This is a genomic window from Cryobacterium lyxosi (genome assembly GCF_004403345.1).
GTDB lineage: Bacteria > Actinomycetota > Actinomycetes > Actinomycetales > Microbacteriaceae > Cryobacterium > Cryobacterium lyxosi.
This window is the reverse complement of sequence record NZ_SOGT01000012.1, coordinates 240,988-260,085: the sequence shown is the minus strand read 5'-3', so window position 1 is coordinate 260,085 and position 19,098 is coordinate 240,988. Positions and strand designations below refer to the sequence as shown.

The following is a 19,098-nucleotide window of genomic DNA, read 5'->3' as shown; positions in this document are numbered from 1 at the left end:
TCTAGTCTGACCTATATGGCACGCCGCGGCAGCACGTGGGGTTCATTCACGTCATGACCCGTTCACCGACCGATTCCCCACGGCTTGTTCTGGTGGTCGCGGTGCTGGCCTCGTTCATCGCCTTTCTCGACGGCACCGTCATCAATGTGGCCCTCCCCGCGATCACCCGTGAATTGGGCGGAGGCATCTCGACCCAGCAGTGGGTCGTCGATGCCTACCTCATCACCCTCGGCGGCATTATTCTGCTGGCCGGTTCGCTCTCCGACGCGTTCGGGCGCAAGCGGGTGCTGTTGTGGGGTCTCGTGGGGTTCGCTTCGGCATCCGTTCTCTGTGCGGTGGCTCCAAGCGCTCCCTTTCTGATCGGCGCACGTGCCATCCAGGGCGTCGCTGGTGCGCTGCTGGTGCCGAGCTCGCTCGCCCTCATCTTCAGCACGTTTTCGGGTGCCGGCCAGGCCCGCGCGATCGGAACCTGGACCGCCTGGACCAGCACAGCCTTCATCGCCGGCCCGCTCATCGGCGGCCTGCTGGTCGACCTGGCGTCGTGGCGGCTGGTGTTCGCCATCAACATCGTGCCGATCGCGCTCACCCTGGTTCTGTTGGCGCGGTTGCCGGGCGACCGGGCAGCGGATGCCGCGCCCCGTGTCGACGTCAGCGGAGCGGTTCTCGGAGTGCTCGGCGTGGCACTGCCCGTCTTCGCGCTGATCGAGCACGCCGCCTTCGGCTGGGGAAGCCCGGTCATTCTGGTGCCGCTTATCGTCGGACTGCTGAGTTTTGCGGCGTTTATCTGGCACGAAAACCGTGCGAAAGCGCCGATGATGCCGCTCAGCCTGTTTCGGGTGCGCAACTTTTGGGTGGGAAACGTGGCGACGACTCTGATCTACGCCGCTCTCTCGCTCGGCACGTTCCTGCTCGCTGTCTTCTTGCAGCAGGTTGGCGGATACAGCGCGACGCGCGCCGGGTTGGCCCTGCTGCCAGTGAGCATTTTGAGCATCGCCCTGTCCACCGTCGTCGGCCGTCTGGCTGGCCGATTTGGCCCGCGTCTGTTCATGTGTGTCGGGCCGATCATCGCCGGTATCGGGTTTTTCGTCATGCTCCGCATCGATTCGAGCGTCGCCTATTCCAGCCAGGTCCTGCCCGGCGTCATCATCTTCGGCCTGGGCCTGACAATCACGGTCGCGCCGCTGACCTCCGCCATCCTGGGCGCGATAGAACCCGGCCGGGCGGGCATTGCCTCCGCGGTCAATAACGCGCTCTCCCGGGTCGCCGGACTGGTGGCCATCGCCGCGGCGAGCATTATCGTGGGCCCGGTGCTCGACGTCGATGGGTTCCATCGCGCCGCAATCGTCACCGGAATTCTGCTGGTCGGAGGCGGAATCATCTCAGGCATCGGCATCCAGGACCCCGTGTCGGTGCCGGCCGATAAGCTCCAGGCATGACAGATTCGATTCGCTGGGGAATCCTGGCCACCGGCGGTATCGCCCACCTGTTCGCGAGCGACCTCGTACAAAACGGCCACACGGTGCAGGCCGTCGGGTCGCGCAGCCAGGCGTCAGGGGATGCCTTCGCCGCCGAATTCGGCATTCCCACGGCACATGCCAGCTACGAGGCGCTGGTCAACGATCCCGAGGTCGACGTCATCTACGTGTCGACACCGCATCCGTTTCATGCCGAACACGCTGCCCTCGCGTTGAATGCTGGCAAACACGTGCTGATCGAGAAGCCGATCGCGCTCAACGCCCGGGAAGCCCGACAGATCGTCGACCTGGCCGCGAGCAAGAATCTGCTCGTGCTCGAAGCCATGTGGACCCGGTTTCTGCCGCACATGGTTCGCATCCGTGAGATTCTGGCGGCCGGCACGCTCGGCGATGTGCGCAGCGTGCTCGCCGACCATACCCAGGACCTTCCCGACGACCCGGAACACAGGATCAATTCCCTGGTCCTCGGCGGCGGTGCCTTGCTTGATTTGGGGGTCTATCCGGTGAATTTCGCGCACGCTGTGTTCGGGGCGCCCGAAACGATACTGGCCAGCGCGTCGTTCAAGGCCACCGGAGCGGATGCCCAGGTCGCGACGATTTTTCGCTATGTGGGGGGTCAGATCGCCACGACCTTCTCGGCAAGCGACACCCGCGGCCCCACCTCGGCGTCGATCATCGGCACTGAGGGGCGCATCGACATCGACGCCGTCTGGTACGCACCGACCGGTTTTCGGGTTTTGGACACGGTCGGCACCGTACTCGAAACGTTTGTACCGGCCGAGTTCACCGGCCGCGGGATGCACTTCGAGGCGGTCGAAGCCGAGACCCTGATTCGAGCCGGCAAGCTCTCGAGCGACATCATGCCGGCCGAAGAATCGGTTGCCATCATGCACACCCTCGACGCGGTTCGGGCCAGGATCGGCCTGCGCTACCCGGGTGAATAGCTGGCCCGAAGGCGCGTCGGTTACCATACGGAGGTGGATGAACCCGTGCAGACACCCGTAGCCCACGAGGCCGACCCTGCCCCGCGCAGCGGAATCCGGGCAGTCTTCACCCGGTACCGCCGGGCCTGGCTGATCGCCGCCGGTGCTCTCGTCTTCGTGCTGCTGGGCAGTGGGGCCGTCTTCGCCGGAACCCAGACCGGCGCCGCCGAACCGGCAGCGGCATTCGTTGCGCCGTCGCCCGCGGCCATGCCGCTTCCCACTCCCACCATCGATCCGGTTCGACCGGTGCCCGCCGAAGCGACAGCGGCCAGCCGGTTGCGTACCTGCTCGGTTGCCGCGCTCGCCGCCGACGCCCGCCTCGCCGATTTTCAGGCGCAGGTCGTCAATGCCAACACCGGTGAGGTGTTGTTCGACCGCGGCGGCACGACGTCCTCGCGCACCGCGAGCGTCATGAAGGTGCTCACCTCGGCCGCTGCCCTCAACGTGCTCGGCAGCGACTACCGGGCTACGACCCGCGTAGTGAAGGGCGCGGAACCCGGTCAGGTCGTGCTCGTCGGCGGGGGAGACCTGACCCTGTCGCGGCTACCCACCGGTCAGGAACCGTTCTACACCGGCGCCGCCCACCTCGACGACCTTGCCACCCAGACCAGGGTCGCCTGGGCCGCCGACCCGACCAATCCGCCGATCACCTCCCTCGTACTCGACGCCTCGTATTTTTCCGGCCCTGACTGGGACGAGGGCTGGGCCCGCACCGAGCTCGGCCTCGGCGCCATGCCCGAGATCACCGCGCTGATGGTCGACGGTGACCGCGACGACCCGACCCGCAGCACATCGGCGCGCAGCGAAGACCCGATTGCCCGGGCCGGCCAGGCCTTCGCCGACGCACTCGGCGGCGGCCTCAGCATCAGTCAGGCCACCGCCCCGGCCGGAACCGTCCAACTCGGTGCCGTACAGTCCGCGCCGGTGTCTACGCTCATTCAGCAGTCCCTGATCGTGAGTGACAACACCATCGCCGAGATGCTCGCCCGCCTCGTGGCCATCGAAAACGGCGCGGGCAACTCTTTCTCCGCGCTGCAACAGGGCATCGTCGGTGGCCTCGCCGCCTACGGCATCGACACCACCGGCATGATCATCAAGGACGGCTCGGGACTCAGCCCCCACAATGCTGTTTCGCCGGCGTACCTGACGGCCCTGTTCCTCAAGGTCAACGCCCGCGAGGGCAACCTCGGCGTGCTCTTCGACGGCCTGCCGATCGCCGGCGGACCGCGCGGTTCCCTCTCCTACAGCGACCGTTTCGCCGGTGCGAATTCTGCCGCCGACGGCGCAGTGTTCGCCAAGACCGGCTGGATCGACACCGGCTACACGCTCGCCGGGGTCATTCGCGCCGCCGACGGCACCCCGCTCACCTTCGCCATCTACGCTATCGGCAACGTGAGCTCAAACGCTAAAATCGCCATCGACACCTTGACCACCGGCTTGTTTCACTGCGGTGACAATTTGTCGAACAACTAACCCTTCGCAAGGAGACCTCGTGACCCGCGCACTGTTCATCATCGACGTTCAGAATGATTTCACCGAGGGCGGAGTGCTCGGCGTTGACGGCGGGGCAGCGGTCGCGGCGGGTGTGAGTGCGCTGCTGGCCGAGCATCCGCTTGCCTATGAATATGTCTTCGCCTCGCGTGACTGGCACGATATCGGCAATGACAACGGTGGCCACTTCGCGCGCGATGCGGCGCCCGACTACGTCACAACCTGGCCGGTGCACTGCGTGGCCGGCACGACGGGCGCCGAGTACCACAAAGCTCTGACAACGGATGCCGTGACCTTCCACATTCGCAAGGGCCAGGGCCGGCCCGCATATTCCCTCTTCGAGGGCGCCACCGAGGCCGGGCAGACGGTGACGGAGTTGCTGAGCGAGCACGGCGTGACCGAGGTCGACATCGTCGGCCTCGCAACGGACCACTGCGTGCGAGCGTCCGTTCTCGACGCGCTCGAACACGGCCAGCGCGTGCGGGTGCTGACCGATCTCGTTGCCGGTGTCGCCGCGGAATCCACGTTGACCGCCCTCGCTGAGATGGCGCACGCCGGCGCGGTGTTTGCCGTGAGCGACGCCGTCGAGTGACCTTATTCGCAAAAAGACTCGACGGCGTACGTATTGCCTGTGATGCCGCTCCCGGGGAGCGACCGGTTCTGCTCGTGCACGGTTTCGCGTCGACCGCGGCGGTCACCTGGATTGGCTCGGGGTGGGTGCGGGCGCTGGGGGAAGTCGGGCGGGGCGCGATCACGCCCGACCTGCGCGGGCACGGGCGCAGCGACAGGCCGCATCACTGTGCCGACTACCTACCGAGGCAGCTCGCCGCTGACCTCGTGGCGGTGCTCGACACGCTGCAACTTGAGCGGGTCGACGTAATCGGTTATTCCCTGGGGTCGCGGGTCGTGGCCGCCCTGGCCAGGCTGGTTCCTGAACGCGTGCGCAGCCTCGTGCTCGGCGGGGCAGGGCCGCTCGAACTATTCGACACCTGGGATCAGGGCGAGGTCAACCGGTTCCTGCTCTCTGGCGACCTTCCTTCCGACCCGACCATTGCCGCCGTACTCGGGCCGGCGATCACTGCCGGTGCCGACCGGGAGGCGCTATGGGCGTGCGTGCAGGGAATGGCGGGATGCACCCTGGACGTGCCAGTGGGTATCCCGCAATTGTTTGTGGCGGGCGGCGCCGACCAGATTCCGGCGGGGGTAGCCGTGCTCGCGGCCGAACGCGGTGCCGGGTACGTCGAACTGCCCGGCCGCACCCACCTCAGCGCGCTGACCGCCCGCGAGTTCAAGCAAGCCGCCCTGGAGTTCTTGAACTGAGCCGCTGGCTCGTAGCCCGAGCGCAGGGAGCATGAAGTAACCGTGCCGCCGAAGTGTTAATCCGAGCGGCACGGTTGTGATCTACGACAGTTACTCGTGCGTGCTGATGCCCAGCGCAACCCCGCGCGTCTCTTTCACAAGGGTCACCGCGATGAAGGATATCGCGGCGAGCGCCATGAGGTAAATGCCGATCGAGATGGACTGTCCGGTCTGATCGAGCAACAGTTGCGCGATGAGCGGGGCGAACGCGCCACCGAGAATCGCGCCGAGCGCGTAGCCGATCGAAACGCCGGAGTAGCGCACCTGGGCCGGGAACATTTCGGCGTAGAGCGCGGCCTGCGGGCCGTAGGAGAAGCCGAGCCCGCTCGCCAGGATGATGAGCGAGAGCGCAAACCAGACGATGTCGCCGGTGTCGATGAGCAGGAACATGGGGATCGCCCAGATGAAGAGGAACGCGTAGCCGAGCTGGAAGGTGCGCACGCGGCCGATTTTGTCGGAGAGGATTCCACCGAGCATGGTCGACGCGAGCCAGAACGCGGCGGCGACGGTGCTGGCGATGAGCACCGGGGTGCGCTCCATGCCGAGTCCGCCAGCTTCAGCGGGCTTGGTGGCGTACGAGCCGAAGAAAGCGATGAGCATATAACCGGCCGCGTTGTTGGCGATGAAGATCAGTGCGGTGAGGATGACCTGACGCGAGTGGTTCTGGAAGAGTTGCTTGAGCGGGGCGGCAGATTCCCTCTTGCGGGTCTGCATCTCTTTGAAGACCGGGCTTTCGGCGACCGCGCGGCGGATGACCCAACCGACGACGATGAGCAGCACAGAGACGAGGAACGGAATACGCCAACCCCAGCTGAGGAATGCTTCGTCGCTCATCGAGGTGGTCACGATGATCATGACACCGGTGGCGAGAATGAGGCCGACCGGAACCCCGATCTGCGGGTAGGCACCAAAGAATCCGCGCTTGTTGATCGGTGCGTGCTCGACGCTCATGAGCGCCGCGCCGCCCCATTCGCCGCCGGCCGAGAAGCCTTGCAGGATGCGAAGCACGATCAGCAGGATCGGTGCCGAGACGCCGATCTGGTCGAAGGTCGGCAACAGGCCGATGAGGGCAGTGGCCGCGCCCATCATGACGAGTGTGAACACCAGCATCGCCTTCCGACCGATGCGGTCGCCGAGGTGCCCGGCGACGATGGCGCCGAGCGGGCGGAATAGGAAGCTGATGCCGAGTGACGCCCAGGCGATCAGCTGGGCGAGCGGCTCGTTTTCGCCGGCGAGCGGGGCGAAGAACAGGCCGGCCAGTACGAGGCCGGCGGCCTGGGCGTAGATGAAGAAGTCGTACCACTCGATTGTGGTACCCACCATCGTGCCGGCGAGGACCCGCCGTTCTTCATTCCGTTTGGCGCTGATTGCCTGCGTGCGCTCGGTCGTTAAGGCCATGGAATACTCCCTTGTATCTCACTGCGGTGCTGGGTCGGGTACTGCTGCAAAGTGTGGGGATCGTGCGGAGAAAACCGGCACGGGGGCAGTATGGCAGCAAAACCAAAGATTACCTACCTATTGGTCAGTATTGTGTGGGATCGTTACTTGTGCGGGATGTGGAGCATGATCGCACCTTGCACGCACGATTGACGCGCAGTAGCGCGTGTGACGCGCAGAGCGGGTCAACTGAGCTCGGCGACGATCGTGCGCGCAGCCTCGGTGAGGGCTGCGCCGATGTCGGTGGGGGAGTGCGGGCTCGAGATATAGACGACGGCGATGGCGGCAGGCGAATCCCCGGGCACGGGCAGCGGCACGGCGATCGACGACAGGCCGGGAATGACTTCGTCGTGGCTGGAGGCGTAGCCGACAGTGGAGACCTCACCGGCCTCGCTCCGGCGGGTTTCGGTGAGACCGAGCGCGGCCCACTGCTCGGCGTTCAGCGCGGACTGGATGGCGATCCCTGGTGCCCCCACGTGCAGCGGATGCCGTGTGCCGGGCCGCTGCACCACCGTCGCGTGGGGCTGGCGCGATTCGATGCTCACGAGCGTGACCACCTCGCCCTGGTCAAGCACGGCGACGAACGCGGTCATGCCGAGCTCGTGGGCAATGCGGGTGAGCACGGGCAGTGCCGCGGCCTGCAGGTCGCGGGACACCCCGCGGGCCAGGGCGGCCAGGCGGGGGCCGAGCCGCACCAGTCCGGCCGGGTCCCGCACGACGAGGCCGTGATCTTCCAGGGTGCGGAGGATGCGATAGGCGATCGAACGGTGCACGTCGAGGGCGGCGGCGAGTTGGAGGATACTCATCGGTTCGTCGGATTCAGCGAGAATCTCCAGTATGCGAATGCCCCGCGACAGGGTTTGCGAGTGCGCGGCGGGCGCCGAGGCGGGGCTGCCGGAGGTCTCGGCGAATTCGGGGATCGACACCCTCTCATTCTCGCATTCGGCCTGGGCGCTCAGTAACTCGGCCGTGGGACGGCATCGACGGCAGGGCCCGTGGTGCCGGGTTTGATGAACGTCGCAGCGAGCTTCTCCGAGGCCCGGGCGAGAACGGCCACGTCGGCACCGACGAGCACGAAGCGGGCGCCCGCCGCGAGGTAACGCTCGGCGGTTGCGGGTTCGAAGGCATTGACGCCGGCGGGTTTGCCGAGCGCCGACACCGTGCGGATGCACTGCTCGACCGAGGCGACGACGTCGGGGTGGTCCTGCTGGCCGAGCAGGCCCATCGACGCGGCGAGGTCGGAGGGGCCGATGAACAAGCCGTCGATGCCGTCGACGGCGGCGATCTGGGCGATGTTGGCCACGGCATCCGTCGTCTCGATCTGCACGAACAGTGAGATCGTGTCGTCGGCGCGGGCCAGGTAGTCGTCGATACGGTTCCACCGGGACGCCCGGGCGAGGGCGCTGCCGACGCCGCGAACGCCGAGCGGTGCGTAGCGCACCGCGGCGGCCATCTCGCGGGCCTGCTCGGCGGTGTCGATCATGGGGATCAACAGGTTCTGAGCGCCGAGGTCCAACAATTGCTTCACGATGACGCGCTCGCCGGCTGGTACGCGTACCAACGGCACGATCGGGTAGCCGTGCACGGCCTGAAGCTGGCTCAAAGTTGACTCGAGGCCGTTCGGGCTGTGCTCGGTGTCGATCAACAGCCAGTCGAGACCGCTGCCGGCGCAGATTTCGGCCACCAGCGCGCTGCCGGAGCACACCCACATTCCTATCTGGGCACGTGCGGTGCCGGCGAGAACGTCGCGGAAGGTCGGCTCTGCTGCTACTCGAATCGGCATGTGATTGCTCCCAATGGTCCGTAGTCGGCGTGCACCGTGTCGCCCTGTTCCACCCACATCGGGCGGGTGAACGAGCCGGCCAGGATGATCTCGCCGGCCTCGAGCCTGGTTTCGTGCTGGGCGAGCTTGTTCGCCAGCCAGTAGACGCCGGCAGCGGGGTGGCCCAGCACGGCCGCGGCCACGCCGGATTCCTCGATGGTCTGGTTGCGGTAGAGCAGCGCCGACACCCAGCGCAGGTCGATGTCGCCGACTTTCACCGGCGTACCGCCCAACACCATTCCGCCCATCGCCGCGTTGTCGGAGATGGTGTCGACGATGGTACGGGCGGCCATTTCGATGCGTGAGCTGAGGATTTCCAGCGCCGGAACGACGTAGTCCGTGGCATCGAGCACGTCGAACAGGGTGCAGTTCGGGCCGGACAGTGACCTGCCGAGCACGAACGCGAGTTCGACTTCGATTCGCACGTTCGAGAAGCTGTCGAAACGGATGCTCGCGCCATTCTCATAGACCTCGTCAGCGAAGATCACACCGTAATCGGGTTCGGTGATGCCGGTGGCGTTCTGCATGACCTTGGAGGTCAGGCCGATCTTGTGGCCGACGAGACGGCGGCCGGCCGCGATACCGCGCTCCCTCCACAGGCTCTGCACGGCGTAGGCATCGTCGACGGTCATGCCGGGGTAGCGGGCGGTGAGGAGGGGGACCGTCGACCGGGTTCGGCCGGCCGCGACGAGTTCGTCGGCGATCTCTTCGATGACGCAGTGATCAAGCATGGGCGCTGCTCCTAGAGGGTGGTGCCGAGTTTGAAGCCGGCCAGCTCGTCGTCTTTGCGCGTGTACGAGAAGCCGTCGGCGCCGACGGTCACGGCCATTTCGCTCGACTCGGTGCGCTCGATTACCGGCTGGGGGTTGCCGTCGAGGTCGAGCACGAGCGAGGCATCCGTGTACCAGCTGGGGACAACGGGGTTGCCCCACCAGTCGCGCCGCTGGTTGTCGTGCACGTTCCAGGTGACAACAGGGTTGTCGGGGTCGCCGGTGTAGTAATCCTGCGTGTAGATCTCGACGCGGTGGCCGTCGGGGTCACGCAGATACAGGTAGAACGCGTTCGAGACGCCGTGACGACCGGGTCCGCGCTCGATCAGATCGCTCTTGCGCAACGCGCCGAGTTTGTCGCAGATATAGATGATGTTGTGCTTCTCGTGCGTGGCGAAGGCGATGTGGTGCATACGCGGCCCGGTGCCGCCGGTGAGGGCGGTGTCGTGCACGGTGTCCTTGCGGCGCATCCACGCCGCGTAGGTGACGCCGTCTTCGTCTTTGATGTCTTCTGTGACACGAAAGCCGAGATCTTCGAGGTATCCACGGCCGCGGCCGACGTCGGGGGTGACCTGGTTGAAGTGGTCGAGGCGCACGAGCGCGCCCGGACCCTGCAGGTCGTAGCGCCAGGCGAGTCGTTCTACGTGGGTGGTCGCATAGAAGAATTCATAGGGAAAGCCAAGCGGGTCTTCGACGCGTACGCTGTCACCGATGCCCGTCACGAAGCCATCGGTGCGGCGTTCGGTGCGGCAGCCGAGCTCCTGATAGTAGGCCTCGGCGAGGTCGACGTCTTCGGGGCTGCGCACCCGAAAGGCCATCGCGGCGACGGCGGCGATGGGTCCCTGGCGCAGTACCAGGTTGTGGTGGATGAATTCCTCGAAGCTGCGCAGGTAGATCTCGGTGTCGCTCTCCTCGGTGACGACGAGGCCGAGAATATCGACGTAGAACTCGCGTGACTTAGCCAGGTCGGTCACGACGATGTCCATGTAGGCGCAGCGGAGGATGTCGGGCGGGGGGTTGGTGGGGGTGGGAATGGGATTGGTCATGGGGTTCTCCTCGTTGAGATAACGGATGCGTGGGGCGGAGTCTTGACACAGCCAGCGTTGGTCGAATGGCTGGTGCCGACCCCACCCGGGAGCGGGGCTAGTTGCCGCCGAAACGGGGCGTGTGCACCGGGGCGAGCGTGATGTGCACGGCCTGCGAGTCGGTATAGAAGTCGATCGATCGGTAGCCGCCCTCGTGGCCGAGGCCGGAGGCCTTGACTCCGCCGAACGGGGTGCGGAGGTCCCGCACGTTGTGCGAGTTCAACCAGACCATCCCGGCATCAACAGACTGGGCGAAGTTGTGCGCGCGACTGAGATCGGTGGTCCAGATGTAGGCCGCCAACCCGTACTTCACACCATTGGCCAGGGCGAGGGCTTCGGCATCCGTTTCGAAGGGGGTGATGGTCACGACCGGGCCGAAGATCTCCTCCTGAAAGATGCGGGCGGTCGGGGCGACGTCGGCGAACACCGTGGGGGAGACGTAGTTGCCCCGTGCCAACCGTTCGGGAAGCCCGGCGGGGCGACCGCCGCCGGAGAGCAGACGTCCCTCGGTCTTTCCGATCTCGACGTAGCTCAGGACCTTGGCGTAGTGCTCGGGGTGCACGAGCGCGCCGACCTCGGTCCTGGGGTCGTGCGGGTCGCCGACGACGATGCTTGCTGCGCGGGCCGCGTAGCGTGCGCAGAAGTCATCGTAGATAGAGCGCTCCACTAGGATACGGCTCGACGCGGTGCACCGCTCGCCATTCAGCGAGAACACACCGAACAGGGTCGAGTCGATCGCGGCGTCGAGGTCGGCGTCGGCGAAGACGACGGCTGGTGATTTGCCGCCGAGTTCCATGGACATGCCCTTGAGGTTCGCGGCGCAGTTGCGGTAGATGGTCTGGCCCGTGGTGGTTTCGCCGGTGAAGGAGATGAGCGGCACGTCGGGATGCTTGACCAGCGCATCGCCGGCCTCCTCGCCGATGCCGTTGACCAGGTTGAACACGCCGTCGGGAACGCCCGCAGTGCGAAAGATCTCGGCCCAGAGGCTTGCTGACAGCGGCGTGAATTCGGCCGGTTTCAGCACGACGGTGCAGCCGGAGGCGAGCGCGGGCGCGAGCTTCCAGCTTTCAAGCATGAATGGGGTGTTCCACGGGGTGATCAGCCCGGCAACCCCGACCGGCTTGCGGTTGACGTAGTTGATCTGCTTGCCGGGTACCTTGTAGGTGTCGTCGGCCTGCGCCACGATCAGGTCGGCGAAGAAGCGAAAGTTCTCGGCCGCCCGTTGCGCCTGGCCGAGCGCCTGCGTGATCGGCAGCCCGGTATCGAAGGTTTCCAACTCGGCGAGCCGGGCATCCTGCGCCTCGACGGCGTCGGCGATGCGGTTCAGCACGCGGGCGCGGGCGCGGGGCAGCATGCGCGGCCACGGTCCGTTGTCGAAGGCGTCCTTCGCGGCCGCGACAGCCAGATCAATGTCCGCCTGCTGGCCGGCGGCCGCGGTGGCATAGGTCTGGTTCGACACCGGGTCGAGCACGTCAAACGTTTGGCCGCCGACGCTGTCGACGAATTCTCCACCGATGAAATGACGGATACTGGTGGGCAGGTCGGCCGGTACGTAGTGTGCGGTCTGGGCAGACGTCTGTGTCATTGGTCAGGCTCTCTTTCTCGGGACGGGTCGGATGCCGGCTGGGGGTGCTGCGACTTCTGGTACACGAGGAAGGCGTCCAGTGTGCCGGTGCGGTGGGCGCGCGCGGCCAATTCGAGCGTGAGCGCGTCGGCGCCCGACTCGATCAGCTGCAGCAGGTTGTCGTGCTCCGCTACTGAGTCGCGGGCGCGGCCGGGCACGAAGCTGAAAGTGGAGTCGCGCAGCACCTTCATGCGGTTCCAGCCGCGGTGCACCAGATCGAGGATGTGCGGGTTCGGGCAGCTCTCGAACAGGATCGAGTGGAATTCGAGGTTGAGTTCGGTGAACCGGTGCGGGTTGAGATCTTCGAGGGAGGCGATCATGGCCTGGTTGACCGTGCGGGCGCGTTGGATGTCAGCGGTGGTGATGAATGGCGCCGACAGGGCCGTCGCGACGCCCTCGACCACGCTCAGCGTTTGCATCGTATAGAGATATTCGGTCTCTTCGAGCATGGCGACCTGCGCCCCGACGTTGCGCTCGAAGGTGACCAGCCCCTCCGCTTCGAGGCGACGGATCGCCTCGCGCACCGGTACGACGCTCACGCCCAGATCCTTACCGATCGCGCCGAGTACTAAACGGTAGCCCGGCGTGAAGGTTCCGTCGGAGATGCGCGCCGTGATCCATTGGTAGGCGAGTTGGGACTTGCTCACGCCGATGGGCGGGAGCGTCACTGGGGCAACCATTTTTGGTACCGCCCTTTCCACGTGGCGTTCATCGGGTATAGCCCGTCGATGCCCTCGCCCGCGGCAACCATCTCGGCGATGAAGGTCTCCTCACGCTCCTGCTCGATCGCGTCGGTGACGACCTCCTCGATCAGGTGCGGCGGAATCACCAGGACGCCGTCGGCGTCTCCCACGATCACATCGCCGGGTTGCACGGCCGCACCACCGCAGGCGATGGTGAGGTCCGTGTCCCACGGCACGTGACGACGGCCGAGAACGGCCGGATGCGCGTTGGCGAAGTACGTGGGCATCTCGAGGGCGGCCACGGCGGTCACGTCGCGCACCCCGCCATCCGTCACCAGACCGGCTGCGCCGTTGACCTGCGCGCGAAGGGCGAGGATGTCCCCGACGGTGCCGGTGCCGGTCTCGCCGCGAGCCTCGATCACGAGCACATCATCGGGGCGGAGCGAATCGAAGGCGCGCTTTTGCGCGTTGTAGCCGCCGCCGTGGGCGATGAAGAGGTCCTCCCGGTTGGGAATGAATCGCAGGGTTCGGGCGAGCCCCACCAGACGTTTGGTGGGACGAGTGGACTGGAGTCCGTCGATCGAGACGTTGTTCAGGCCGCGTTTGCGCAGTTGAGAGCTGAGCGTGGCCGTTCCGACCGAGTTGATCTTCGCTTTGAGTTCGTCGGTCAGAACGCTGGCTGAGCTGGCCGAAGCTGTCAGCCCGGCCGCTTGGGATGAACCCCACGCCTCAGCTCGCTGCAGATCGTCGATCTTCGGGCTGGCGCCGTATTCGGCCATCGCGACCGTACCGGCGATGACCGGGGTGACCAGTCGCCCGCTGCTCGGCGCGCCCGGCGCAGTCGGGGCATCCACTTCGACCTCGACCACGTCGCCGGGCTGCACCACGGAGGACCCAGCGGGGGTTCCGGTGAGAATCACGTCGCCCGGCTCGAGCGTCATCAGCTGGGAGAGATCGGCGACCAGACGGCCGAACGGGAAGACCACGTGCGCAGTTGTGTCTTCCTGCACCAACTCGCCGTTGACCCAGGTGCGCACCCGCAGGGCATCGGGTTCAACGCCTCTGGCGTTGATCACGTTCGGGCCGAGAGGGGTGAAGCCGTCTCCGCCCTTGGACTTCAGATTCGACCCCTTGTCGGCGTAGCGCAAATCGTAGACGCCGAAGTCGTTTGCGGCGGTGACGCCAGAGACGGCCGCCCAGCCCTGTTCCGGGCTCACTCGACGGACCCTATGGCCGATGATCAGGGCGATCTCGCCCTCGAAGGCGAGCAGTTCGGTGCCGGCCGGGCGGTCAATCGGGGTGCCGGACGCGCTCACCGAGGTGCCAGGCTTCAGAAAGTAGGAGGGCTGCTCCGGTACCCGGCCGCGCTGGGCAATGCGCGAGGGATAGTTGAGGTGCAGGGCGATCACCTTGCCGGGGGTACCGGTGAATGATGTGGGCTTCTGCATAGAACGGCCTCTCGCAGCGCTGCGTGTGTATTTGAAATAATATACGATCACGCGAAAGGCGCAACCCCGCAGAAACACGAGCGACCAGCGACCCTGTCGGTGGGCGCCGTTAGGCTACTAGCGTCAGATCGACGGGCAGACACAAGCATGGGAGATGCAATGACAGTTGTTACCGACGCGCCAACGAACGAATCTGAGCTGCTCGCTCGAGTGCCGGGCCAGCTTTACATCAACGGGCAGTGGGTCGCTGCGACCGGCGGGCGCACCCTCGATGTCACCGACCCGGCGACCGGTCGTGTCATCAAAACCATCGCTGACGCGAGCGTGGCCGATGGCGCCGCCGCCCTCGACGCCGCCGACGCCGCCCAGGCCGGCTGGGCCGCGACTCCCGCCCGCGTGAGGGGTGAAATTCTGCGCCGCGCCTTCGACCTGCTGCAGGAACGCAAGCACGAGTTCGCGCTGCTCATGACCATCGAAATGGGCAAGCCACTGCCCGAGGCACTCGGCGAGGTCGCCTACGGCGGCGAGTTTTTGCGCTGGTTCAGCGAAGAAGCCGTGCGCATCAGTGGCCGTTACGGCGCCAACCCCGAGGGCACCGGGCGCATGATCGTCACCCAGCACCCGGTCGGTCCCTGCTTCTTGATCACCCCCTGGAACTTTCCGCTGGCCATGGCGACCCGCAAGATCGCCCCGGCACTCGCCGCCGGCTGCACCGTCGTCGTCAAGCCGGCCGCGCTCACTCCGCTGACCACCCTGCACTTCGTGGCTCTGCTCGAAGAGGTCGGCCTGCCAGCCGGGGTCGTCAACGTCATTACGACATCACAGTCCGGCGCGGTCTCCGAGCCGATCATCACCGACCCGCGCCTCCGCAAGCTCAGTTTCACCGGGTCGACCGCGGTCGGCAAATCCCTCATCAAGCTGTCCGCCGAAAACGTGCTGCGCACCTCGATGGAACTCGGTGGCAACGCCCCCTTCGTCGTCTTCGCCGATGCCGACCTCGATCAGGCCGTTGATGGAGCCATCATCGCAAAGTTCCGCAACATCGGCCAGGCCTGCACTGCAGCCAACCGCTTCATCGTGCACGAGTCCGTCGTCGCCGAATTCACCCGCCGGATCACCGAAAAAGTCGCGGCGTTCCAGATCGGGCGTGGCACCGAGACCGGCATCACCATCGGCCCGCTCATCGACGGCAAAGCCGTCGCCAAGGCAAATTCGCTCGTGCAGGACGCCCTCACCCGCGGTGCGACCCTGATAACCGGCGGCGCTGCAATCGAGCGCGAGGGGTCCTTCTACGCGCCCACCGTACTCACCGATATCCAGCCGGGTAGCGACATTCTGCGCGACGAAATCTTCGGTCCGGTGCTCGCGATCAGCACCTTCACCGACGAAGCGGACGCTGTGCGCCTCGCCAACGACACCGAGTTCGGCCTGATCAGCTACGTATACACGACCGACCTCGCCCGCGGCCAGCGCATGATCGACACGTTGCAGACCGGCATGATGGGCCTGAACACCGGCGTCGTCTCGAACGCGGCCGCACCCTTCGGCGGCGTGAAGCAGTCCGGCCTGGGACGTGAGGGAGGGCTCGAGGGTATCCAGGAATACCTCTCGACGAAGTACACGCTCACGCCTGTTCCCTAACCTGCTGTTCTTCGGTGGCTGGTCAATCTGCGGCAGGGTGCATCCGTCTTGCTCTCAATGAGAGAACTTAGGGAGTAACTAGTTCCCACCCCGGGAGGGTCACAGTACGCGGCGTCGGGCATGCTGCTGTGGCCCTCTTTGTGCGGCTGCGAAGTCCTGCCTGAAATGAAGAAAACTCACTAAGCTGGTGCGCGCGAGTGTTGATTCCCGAGGGTTCGCGTCTCGCGCCCCTGTCCAGTTTGTGTTTTGACCCCGAGGATCCGCCCCGACGTGAGTGCACCCACCGACGATGACGAGGCCGTGGCCCGCGCGTTTTGCGACGGCGACGAGCGCGCGTTGACCGCAGCATACGCACGCTGGTCACCGCTGGTGTTCACGATCGCCGTACGTTCGCTCGCCAATGCGACCGATGCCGAAGACGTCACCCAGAAGGTGTTCATCGCGGCCTGGCGCGGGCGCGTGGGGTTCGACCCGGCGCGCTCCCGGCTGCCGGCCTGGCTGATCGGCATCGCCCGGCACATGATCGCGGATGCCCACGAGGTGCGCAGGCGACAGCGGCGGCTCGAGGAATGCCTCGCCGCAACCATCCCATCGCACCATTCCGATGACAGTGCCAGCGTCGTCAACCGGGTGCTGGTCGGCGACGAAATCAACCGTCTGGAGCCTGTGCCCCGCCAGGTAGTGCGGCTGGCCTTCTTCGACGATCTCACCCAGGTGCAGATCGCCAGGATCCTCGGGCTGCCGCTCGGCACGGTCAAGAGCCATATGCGCCGCAGCCTGACGCGCTTGCGCACCCGGCTGGAGGTGTCCGATGACTCCTATTGATGCCGGGCATATAGCTGCGGACGACCTGCACCTCATGGCTCTCGCCGAACTCGATACGCGCGCGGTGAGCTGCACTTGCTCTAGCATCGAAAAACTTTCCGACGGTGCATCCAAAACCCGGCGGGGCAGGGAAGTTGTTAACAGGAAGGCGAAGCCGCCTGCCGTAACGACCCAATGGAGGTAGCAATGCGCAAGTCCATCGCCGTCGGAATATCCGCCGGCCTCCTCGTCGCCCTTGCCGGGTTCGCGCCGGCGCAGGCGGCCGTGCCCGCGGCATCCGCGGCACCGGGCACCGCCTCGGTGTCGGTGCTACACGCCATTCCCGGACTGATCCTCGACATTTCGGTGGACGGCCGTGTCGTTGTCGATGACTTCACGCCGGGAACACTGCTCGGCCCGCTGAAACTTGCAGCTGGCACGCACACCGTCAAGATTTCCGCCATGGACCCCCTCGTGCTCGGCGGCAGTGCCAACGGCAAGCCGACGGTCGACATCTCACTCAGCGGTTCGACCACCGTGACCCTGACGGCTGGCCGCAGCTTCACGGCCGTCGCCCACCTCGCCGACACCGGTATTCCCACCGCCACCCTGTTCAACGACGACACCACGCCGCTGGCTGCCGGGCAGGGCCGTCTCACGGTGCGCCACGTTGCGGCCGCTCCCTCCGTCGACGTTCTCGCGAACGGTGCGGTGGCCGTCGCCGGCTTGACCAACCCGTCGCAGGCCATGCTCGACCTGCCGGTCGGCACGATCAGTGCTGTCGTCGCCGCCGCCGGAACCACGGCGCCGCTGCTCGGCCCGGCCGACGTCACGATCGCCCCGCGCACCAACACCATCGTGTACGCCTGGGGTAGCCTCGCCAAGGGAACCCTTGCCCTGTTCGTACAGACGGTACGCACTCGGGCCGCCGCGCCGGCATCCGTTTCGGTGCTGCACGCGATCCCCGGCGTCGTGGTTGACGTGTATGTCGACAACAATCTGGTCATCGACAACTTCGAACCCGGCACCCTCACGAAGACGTTCCGTATTGCGGCCGGCAGCTACACCCTCGCCATCACCGCAGCGGATGCCGCCGACGCGAGTGCTCCTGTGATCGGTCCGGTCGACCTCACGGTCGCATCCGGCCTGAACTACACGGCCGTAGCCCACCTCAGTGAAACCGGAGTACCGACCGCAGCCTTGTTCACGAACGACACTTCCGCGCCCGGCGACGGCCAGGGCCGCCTGACCGTGCGCCACGTTGCTGCCGCCCCCGCCGTCGACGTGCTCGCCAACGGAGCCCCGGCCATTTCCGGCCTGACCAACCCGAACGAGTCCGTGCTCGTGCTACCGGTCGGTACCATTTCAGCAGCGGTCACCGCTGCCGGAACCACCGAGGCCCTCATCGGTCCCGCCGACGTCGACATCGCCTCGAGCACGAACACCATCGTGTATGCCTGGGGCAGCCTGGCCGACGGCACGCTCGCCCTGGCCGTGCAGACGGTGTCCACCAAGTAGATCCAGCCCGACTCGGGGCATAACTCCTGCAATTTGATTCGTGTTCCTGTGTGTGCCGGAGAATTCCGGGGCCCGCACGCAGGCCGTCTTGAAACTGCAGGAGTTATGCCGTCGAAGGGGCCGAGGTGGCCGCTCGTTAGACTTTGCGGATGCCCCTGATCGCTATCGATGACCTGAGCGACCCACGACTGGTCGACTACGCCCACCTCACCGACGTGGCCTTGAAGAAGGCCCGCGGCACCGAACACGGGCTGTACATCGCCGAGTCAGCCCTCGTGCTCGAGCGGGCCCTCCGCGCCGGGCATGCTCCGCGATCGGTGCTCGCTCTCGGCAATACGGCCGACGAGGCACTCACGGTGCTCGGCGACTACGCCGCCGAAATTCCGGTGTTCGTCGGTCCTGGCGACCTGCTCGCCGATCTCACCGGGTATGTTCTGCATCGCGGTGTGATCGCAGCGATGAACCGGCCAGAGCTGCCGGACGCCGATGCCCTGCTGGCCGGAGCGCGCCGCATCGTCATCCTCGAAAACGTGTCGGACCCGACCAACGTCGGCGCCATCTTTCGCTCGGCCGGGGCCATCGGGGCGGATGCGATCCTGGTCACGCCCCGCTGCTCCGACCCGTTCTACCGCCGGGCCATTCGCGTGTCCATGGGTACCGTGCTGCAGGTGCCGTGGACCCGGGTCGGCGACTGGATGGAGACCCGCGCCCTGCTCACCCGGCACGGGTTTCACATGGCCGCCCTCGCCCTCACCCCCGACGCGGTCAGCCTGCGCGATTTCGATGGCACCGGGCATGAGCACCTGGCCCTGCTGCTCGGCGCCGAGGGAGAGGGGCTCACGCCCGACGCGCTCGCCGCATCGGACAGCGTCGTGCAGATTCCGATGAAGCACGGCATCGACTCGCTCAACGTGGCCGCGGCGAGTGCCGTCGCGATGTGGGCGCTGTCCCAGTAGTC

At 66.2% G+C, this 19,098-nt stretch carries 17 protein-coding genes; 9 read left to right on the top strand and 8 right to left on the bottom strand.

The features are described from left to right. The first annotated feature begins 53 nt into the window (after window positions 1-53). Genes E3T27_RS10990 through E3T27_RS10970 form a run of 5 tightly spaced genes read left to right on the top strand, consistent with a single transcriptional unit; the run spans window position 54 to window position 5,269 of the window. A complete protein-coding gene (locus E3T27_RS10990) occupies window positions 54-1,436 on the top strand; it encodes a DHA2 family efflux MFS transporter permease subunit (RefSeq protein WP_134572746.1) in 1,383 nt (460 codons plus the stop codon). Next, window positions 1,433-2,419 (top strand): Gfo/Idh/MocA family protein, encoded by a 987-nt coding sequence (locus E3T27_RS10985; protein WP_134572744.1) that lies wholly within the window; start codon window positions 1,433-1,435, stop codon window positions 2,417-2,419. The genes E3T27_RS10990 and E3T27_RS10985 overlap by 4 nt, the downstream gene beginning before the upstream one ends. A gap of 45 nt (window positions 2,420-2,464) precedes the next feature. Next, window positions 2,465-3,931, top strand: a complete 1,467-nt coding sequence (locus tag E3T27_RS10980; protein WP_241992220.1) for a D-alanyl-D-alanine carboxypeptidase/D-alanyl-D-alanine-endopeptidase — start codon at window positions 2,465-2,467, stop codon at window positions 3,929-3,931. A 19-nt stretch (window positions 3,932-3,950) separates the two neighbouring features. Next, window positions 3,951-4,541, top strand: coding sequence for an isochorismatase family protein (locus tag E3T27_RS10975; protein ID WP_104198308.1), 591 nt, complete (start codon window positions 3,951-3,953; stop codon window positions 4,539-4,541). Continuing rightward, window positions 4,538-5,269 carry an alpha/beta fold hydrolase gene (locus tag E3T27_RS10970; protein ID WP_134572740.1) on the top strand — a complete coding sequence of 244 codons (732 nt, stop codon included), beginning with the start codon at window positions 4,538-4,540 and terminating at the stop codon, window positions 5,267-5,269. Before E3T27_RS10975 ends, E3T27_RS10970 begins: the two co-directional genes overlap by 4 nt. A gap of 90 nt (window positions 5,270-5,359) precedes the next feature. On the opposite strand, the gene E3T27_RS10965 is transcribed toward E3T27_RS10970, so the two are convergent. The 8 genes from E3T27_RS10965 to E3T27_RS10930 all read right to left on the bottom strand — a co-directional run bounded on the left by E3T27_RS10965 (window position 5,360) and on the right by E3T27_RS10930 (window position 14,177). Then, window positions 5,360-6,706 carry an MFS transporter gene (locus E3T27_RS10965; RefSeq protein ID WP_134572738.1) on the bottom strand — a complete coding sequence of 449 codons (1,347 nt, stop codon included), beginning with the start codon at window positions 6,704-6,706 and terminating at the stop codon, window positions 5,360-5,362. Window positions 6,707-6,930: 224 nt separating this feature from the next. Then, window positions 6,931-7,671, bottom strand: a complete 741-nt coding sequence (locus E3T27_RS10960) for an IclR family transcriptional regulator (protein WP_233201010.1) — start codon at window positions 7,669-7,671, stop codon at window positions 6,931-6,933. A gap of 29 nt (window positions 7,672-7,700) precedes the next feature. Continuing rightward, entirely contained in the window at window positions 7,701-8,528 is an 828-nt protein-coding gene (locus E3T27_RS10955) for an HpcH/HpaI aldolase family protein (RefSeq protein ID WP_134572736.1), read from the bottom strand. Next, window positions 8,513-9,298: a 2-oxo-hept-4-ene-1,7-dioate hydratase gene (gene hpaH, locus E3T27_RS10950; RefSeq protein ID WP_134572734.1), complete on the bottom strand. Its 786-nt coding sequence runs from the start codon at window positions 9,296-9,298 to the stop codon at window positions 8,513-8,515. The genes E3T27_RS10955 and hpaH overlap by 16 nt, the downstream gene beginning before the upstream one ends. An 11-nt stretch (window positions 9,299-9,309) precedes the next feature. Then, the gene (gene hpaD, locus E3T27_RS10945) at window positions 9,310-10,383 is read right to left on the bottom strand and encodes a 3,4-dihydroxyphenylacetate 2,3-dioxygenase (protein ID WP_134572732.1); all 1,074 of its coding nucleotides are present in this window, start codon (window positions 10,381-10,383) and stop codon (window positions 9,310-9,312) included. 97 nt (window positions 10,384-10,480) lie between these two features. Next, window positions 10,481-12,007, bottom strand: coding sequence for a 5-carboxymethyl-2-hydroxymuconate semialdehyde dehydrogenase (hpaE, locus tag E3T27_RS10940; RefSeq protein ID WP_134572730.1), 1,527 nt, complete (start codon window positions 12,005-12,007; stop codon window positions 10,481-10,483). Further along, the gene (locus E3T27_RS10935; RefSeq protein ID WP_134572728.1) at window positions 12,004-12,726 is read right to left on the bottom strand and encodes a GntR family transcriptional regulator; all 723 of its coding nucleotides are present in this window, start codon (window positions 12,724-12,726) and stop codon (window positions 12,004-12,006) included. The genes hpaE and E3T27_RS10935 overlap by 4 nt, the downstream gene beginning before the upstream one ends. Beyond that, window positions 12,711-14,177 carry a fumarylacetoacetate hydrolase family protein gene (locus tag E3T27_RS10930; protein ID WP_104198300.1) on the bottom strand — a complete coding sequence of 489 codons (1,467 nt, stop codon included), beginning with the start codon at window positions 14,175-14,177 and terminating at the stop codon, window positions 12,711-12,713. Before E3T27_RS10930 ends, E3T27_RS10935 begins: the two co-directional genes overlap by 16 nt. 159 nt (window positions 14,178-14,336) lie before the next feature. On the opposite strand from E3T27_RS10930, the gene E3T27_RS10925 reads away from it, so the two are divergent. The 4 genes from E3T27_RS10925 to E3T27_RS10910 all read left to right on the top strand — a co-directional run bounded on the left by E3T27_RS10925 (window position 14,337) and on the right by E3T27_RS10910 (window position 19,096). Then, window positions 14,337-15,818: an NAD-dependent succinate-semialdehyde dehydrogenase gene (locus tag E3T27_RS10925; RefSeq protein WP_134572726.1), complete on the top strand. Its 1,482-nt coding sequence runs from the start codon at window positions 14,337-14,339 to the stop codon at window positions 15,816-15,818. Between the two features lie 270 nt (window positions 15,819-16,088). Further along, window positions 16,089-16,643, top strand: a complete 555-nt coding sequence (locus tag E3T27_RS10920) for an RNA polymerase sigma factor (RefSeq protein WP_134572724.1) — start codon at window positions 16,089-16,091, stop codon at window positions 16,641-16,643. Window positions 16,644-16,829: 186 nt separating this feature from the next. Further along, window positions 16,830-18,140: a DUF4397 domain-containing protein gene (locus E3T27_RS17000; protein WP_241992219.1), complete on the top strand. Its 1,311-nt coding sequence runs from the start codon at window positions 16,830-16,832 to the stop codon at window positions 18,138-18,140. Between the two features lie 149 nt (window positions 18,141-18,289). Then, entirely contained in the window at window positions 18,290-19,096 is an 807-nt protein-coding gene (locus tag E3T27_RS10910) for a TrmH family RNA methyltransferase (RefSeq protein WP_134572722.1), read from the top strand. Window positions 19,097-19,098: the final 2 nt, after the last annotated feature.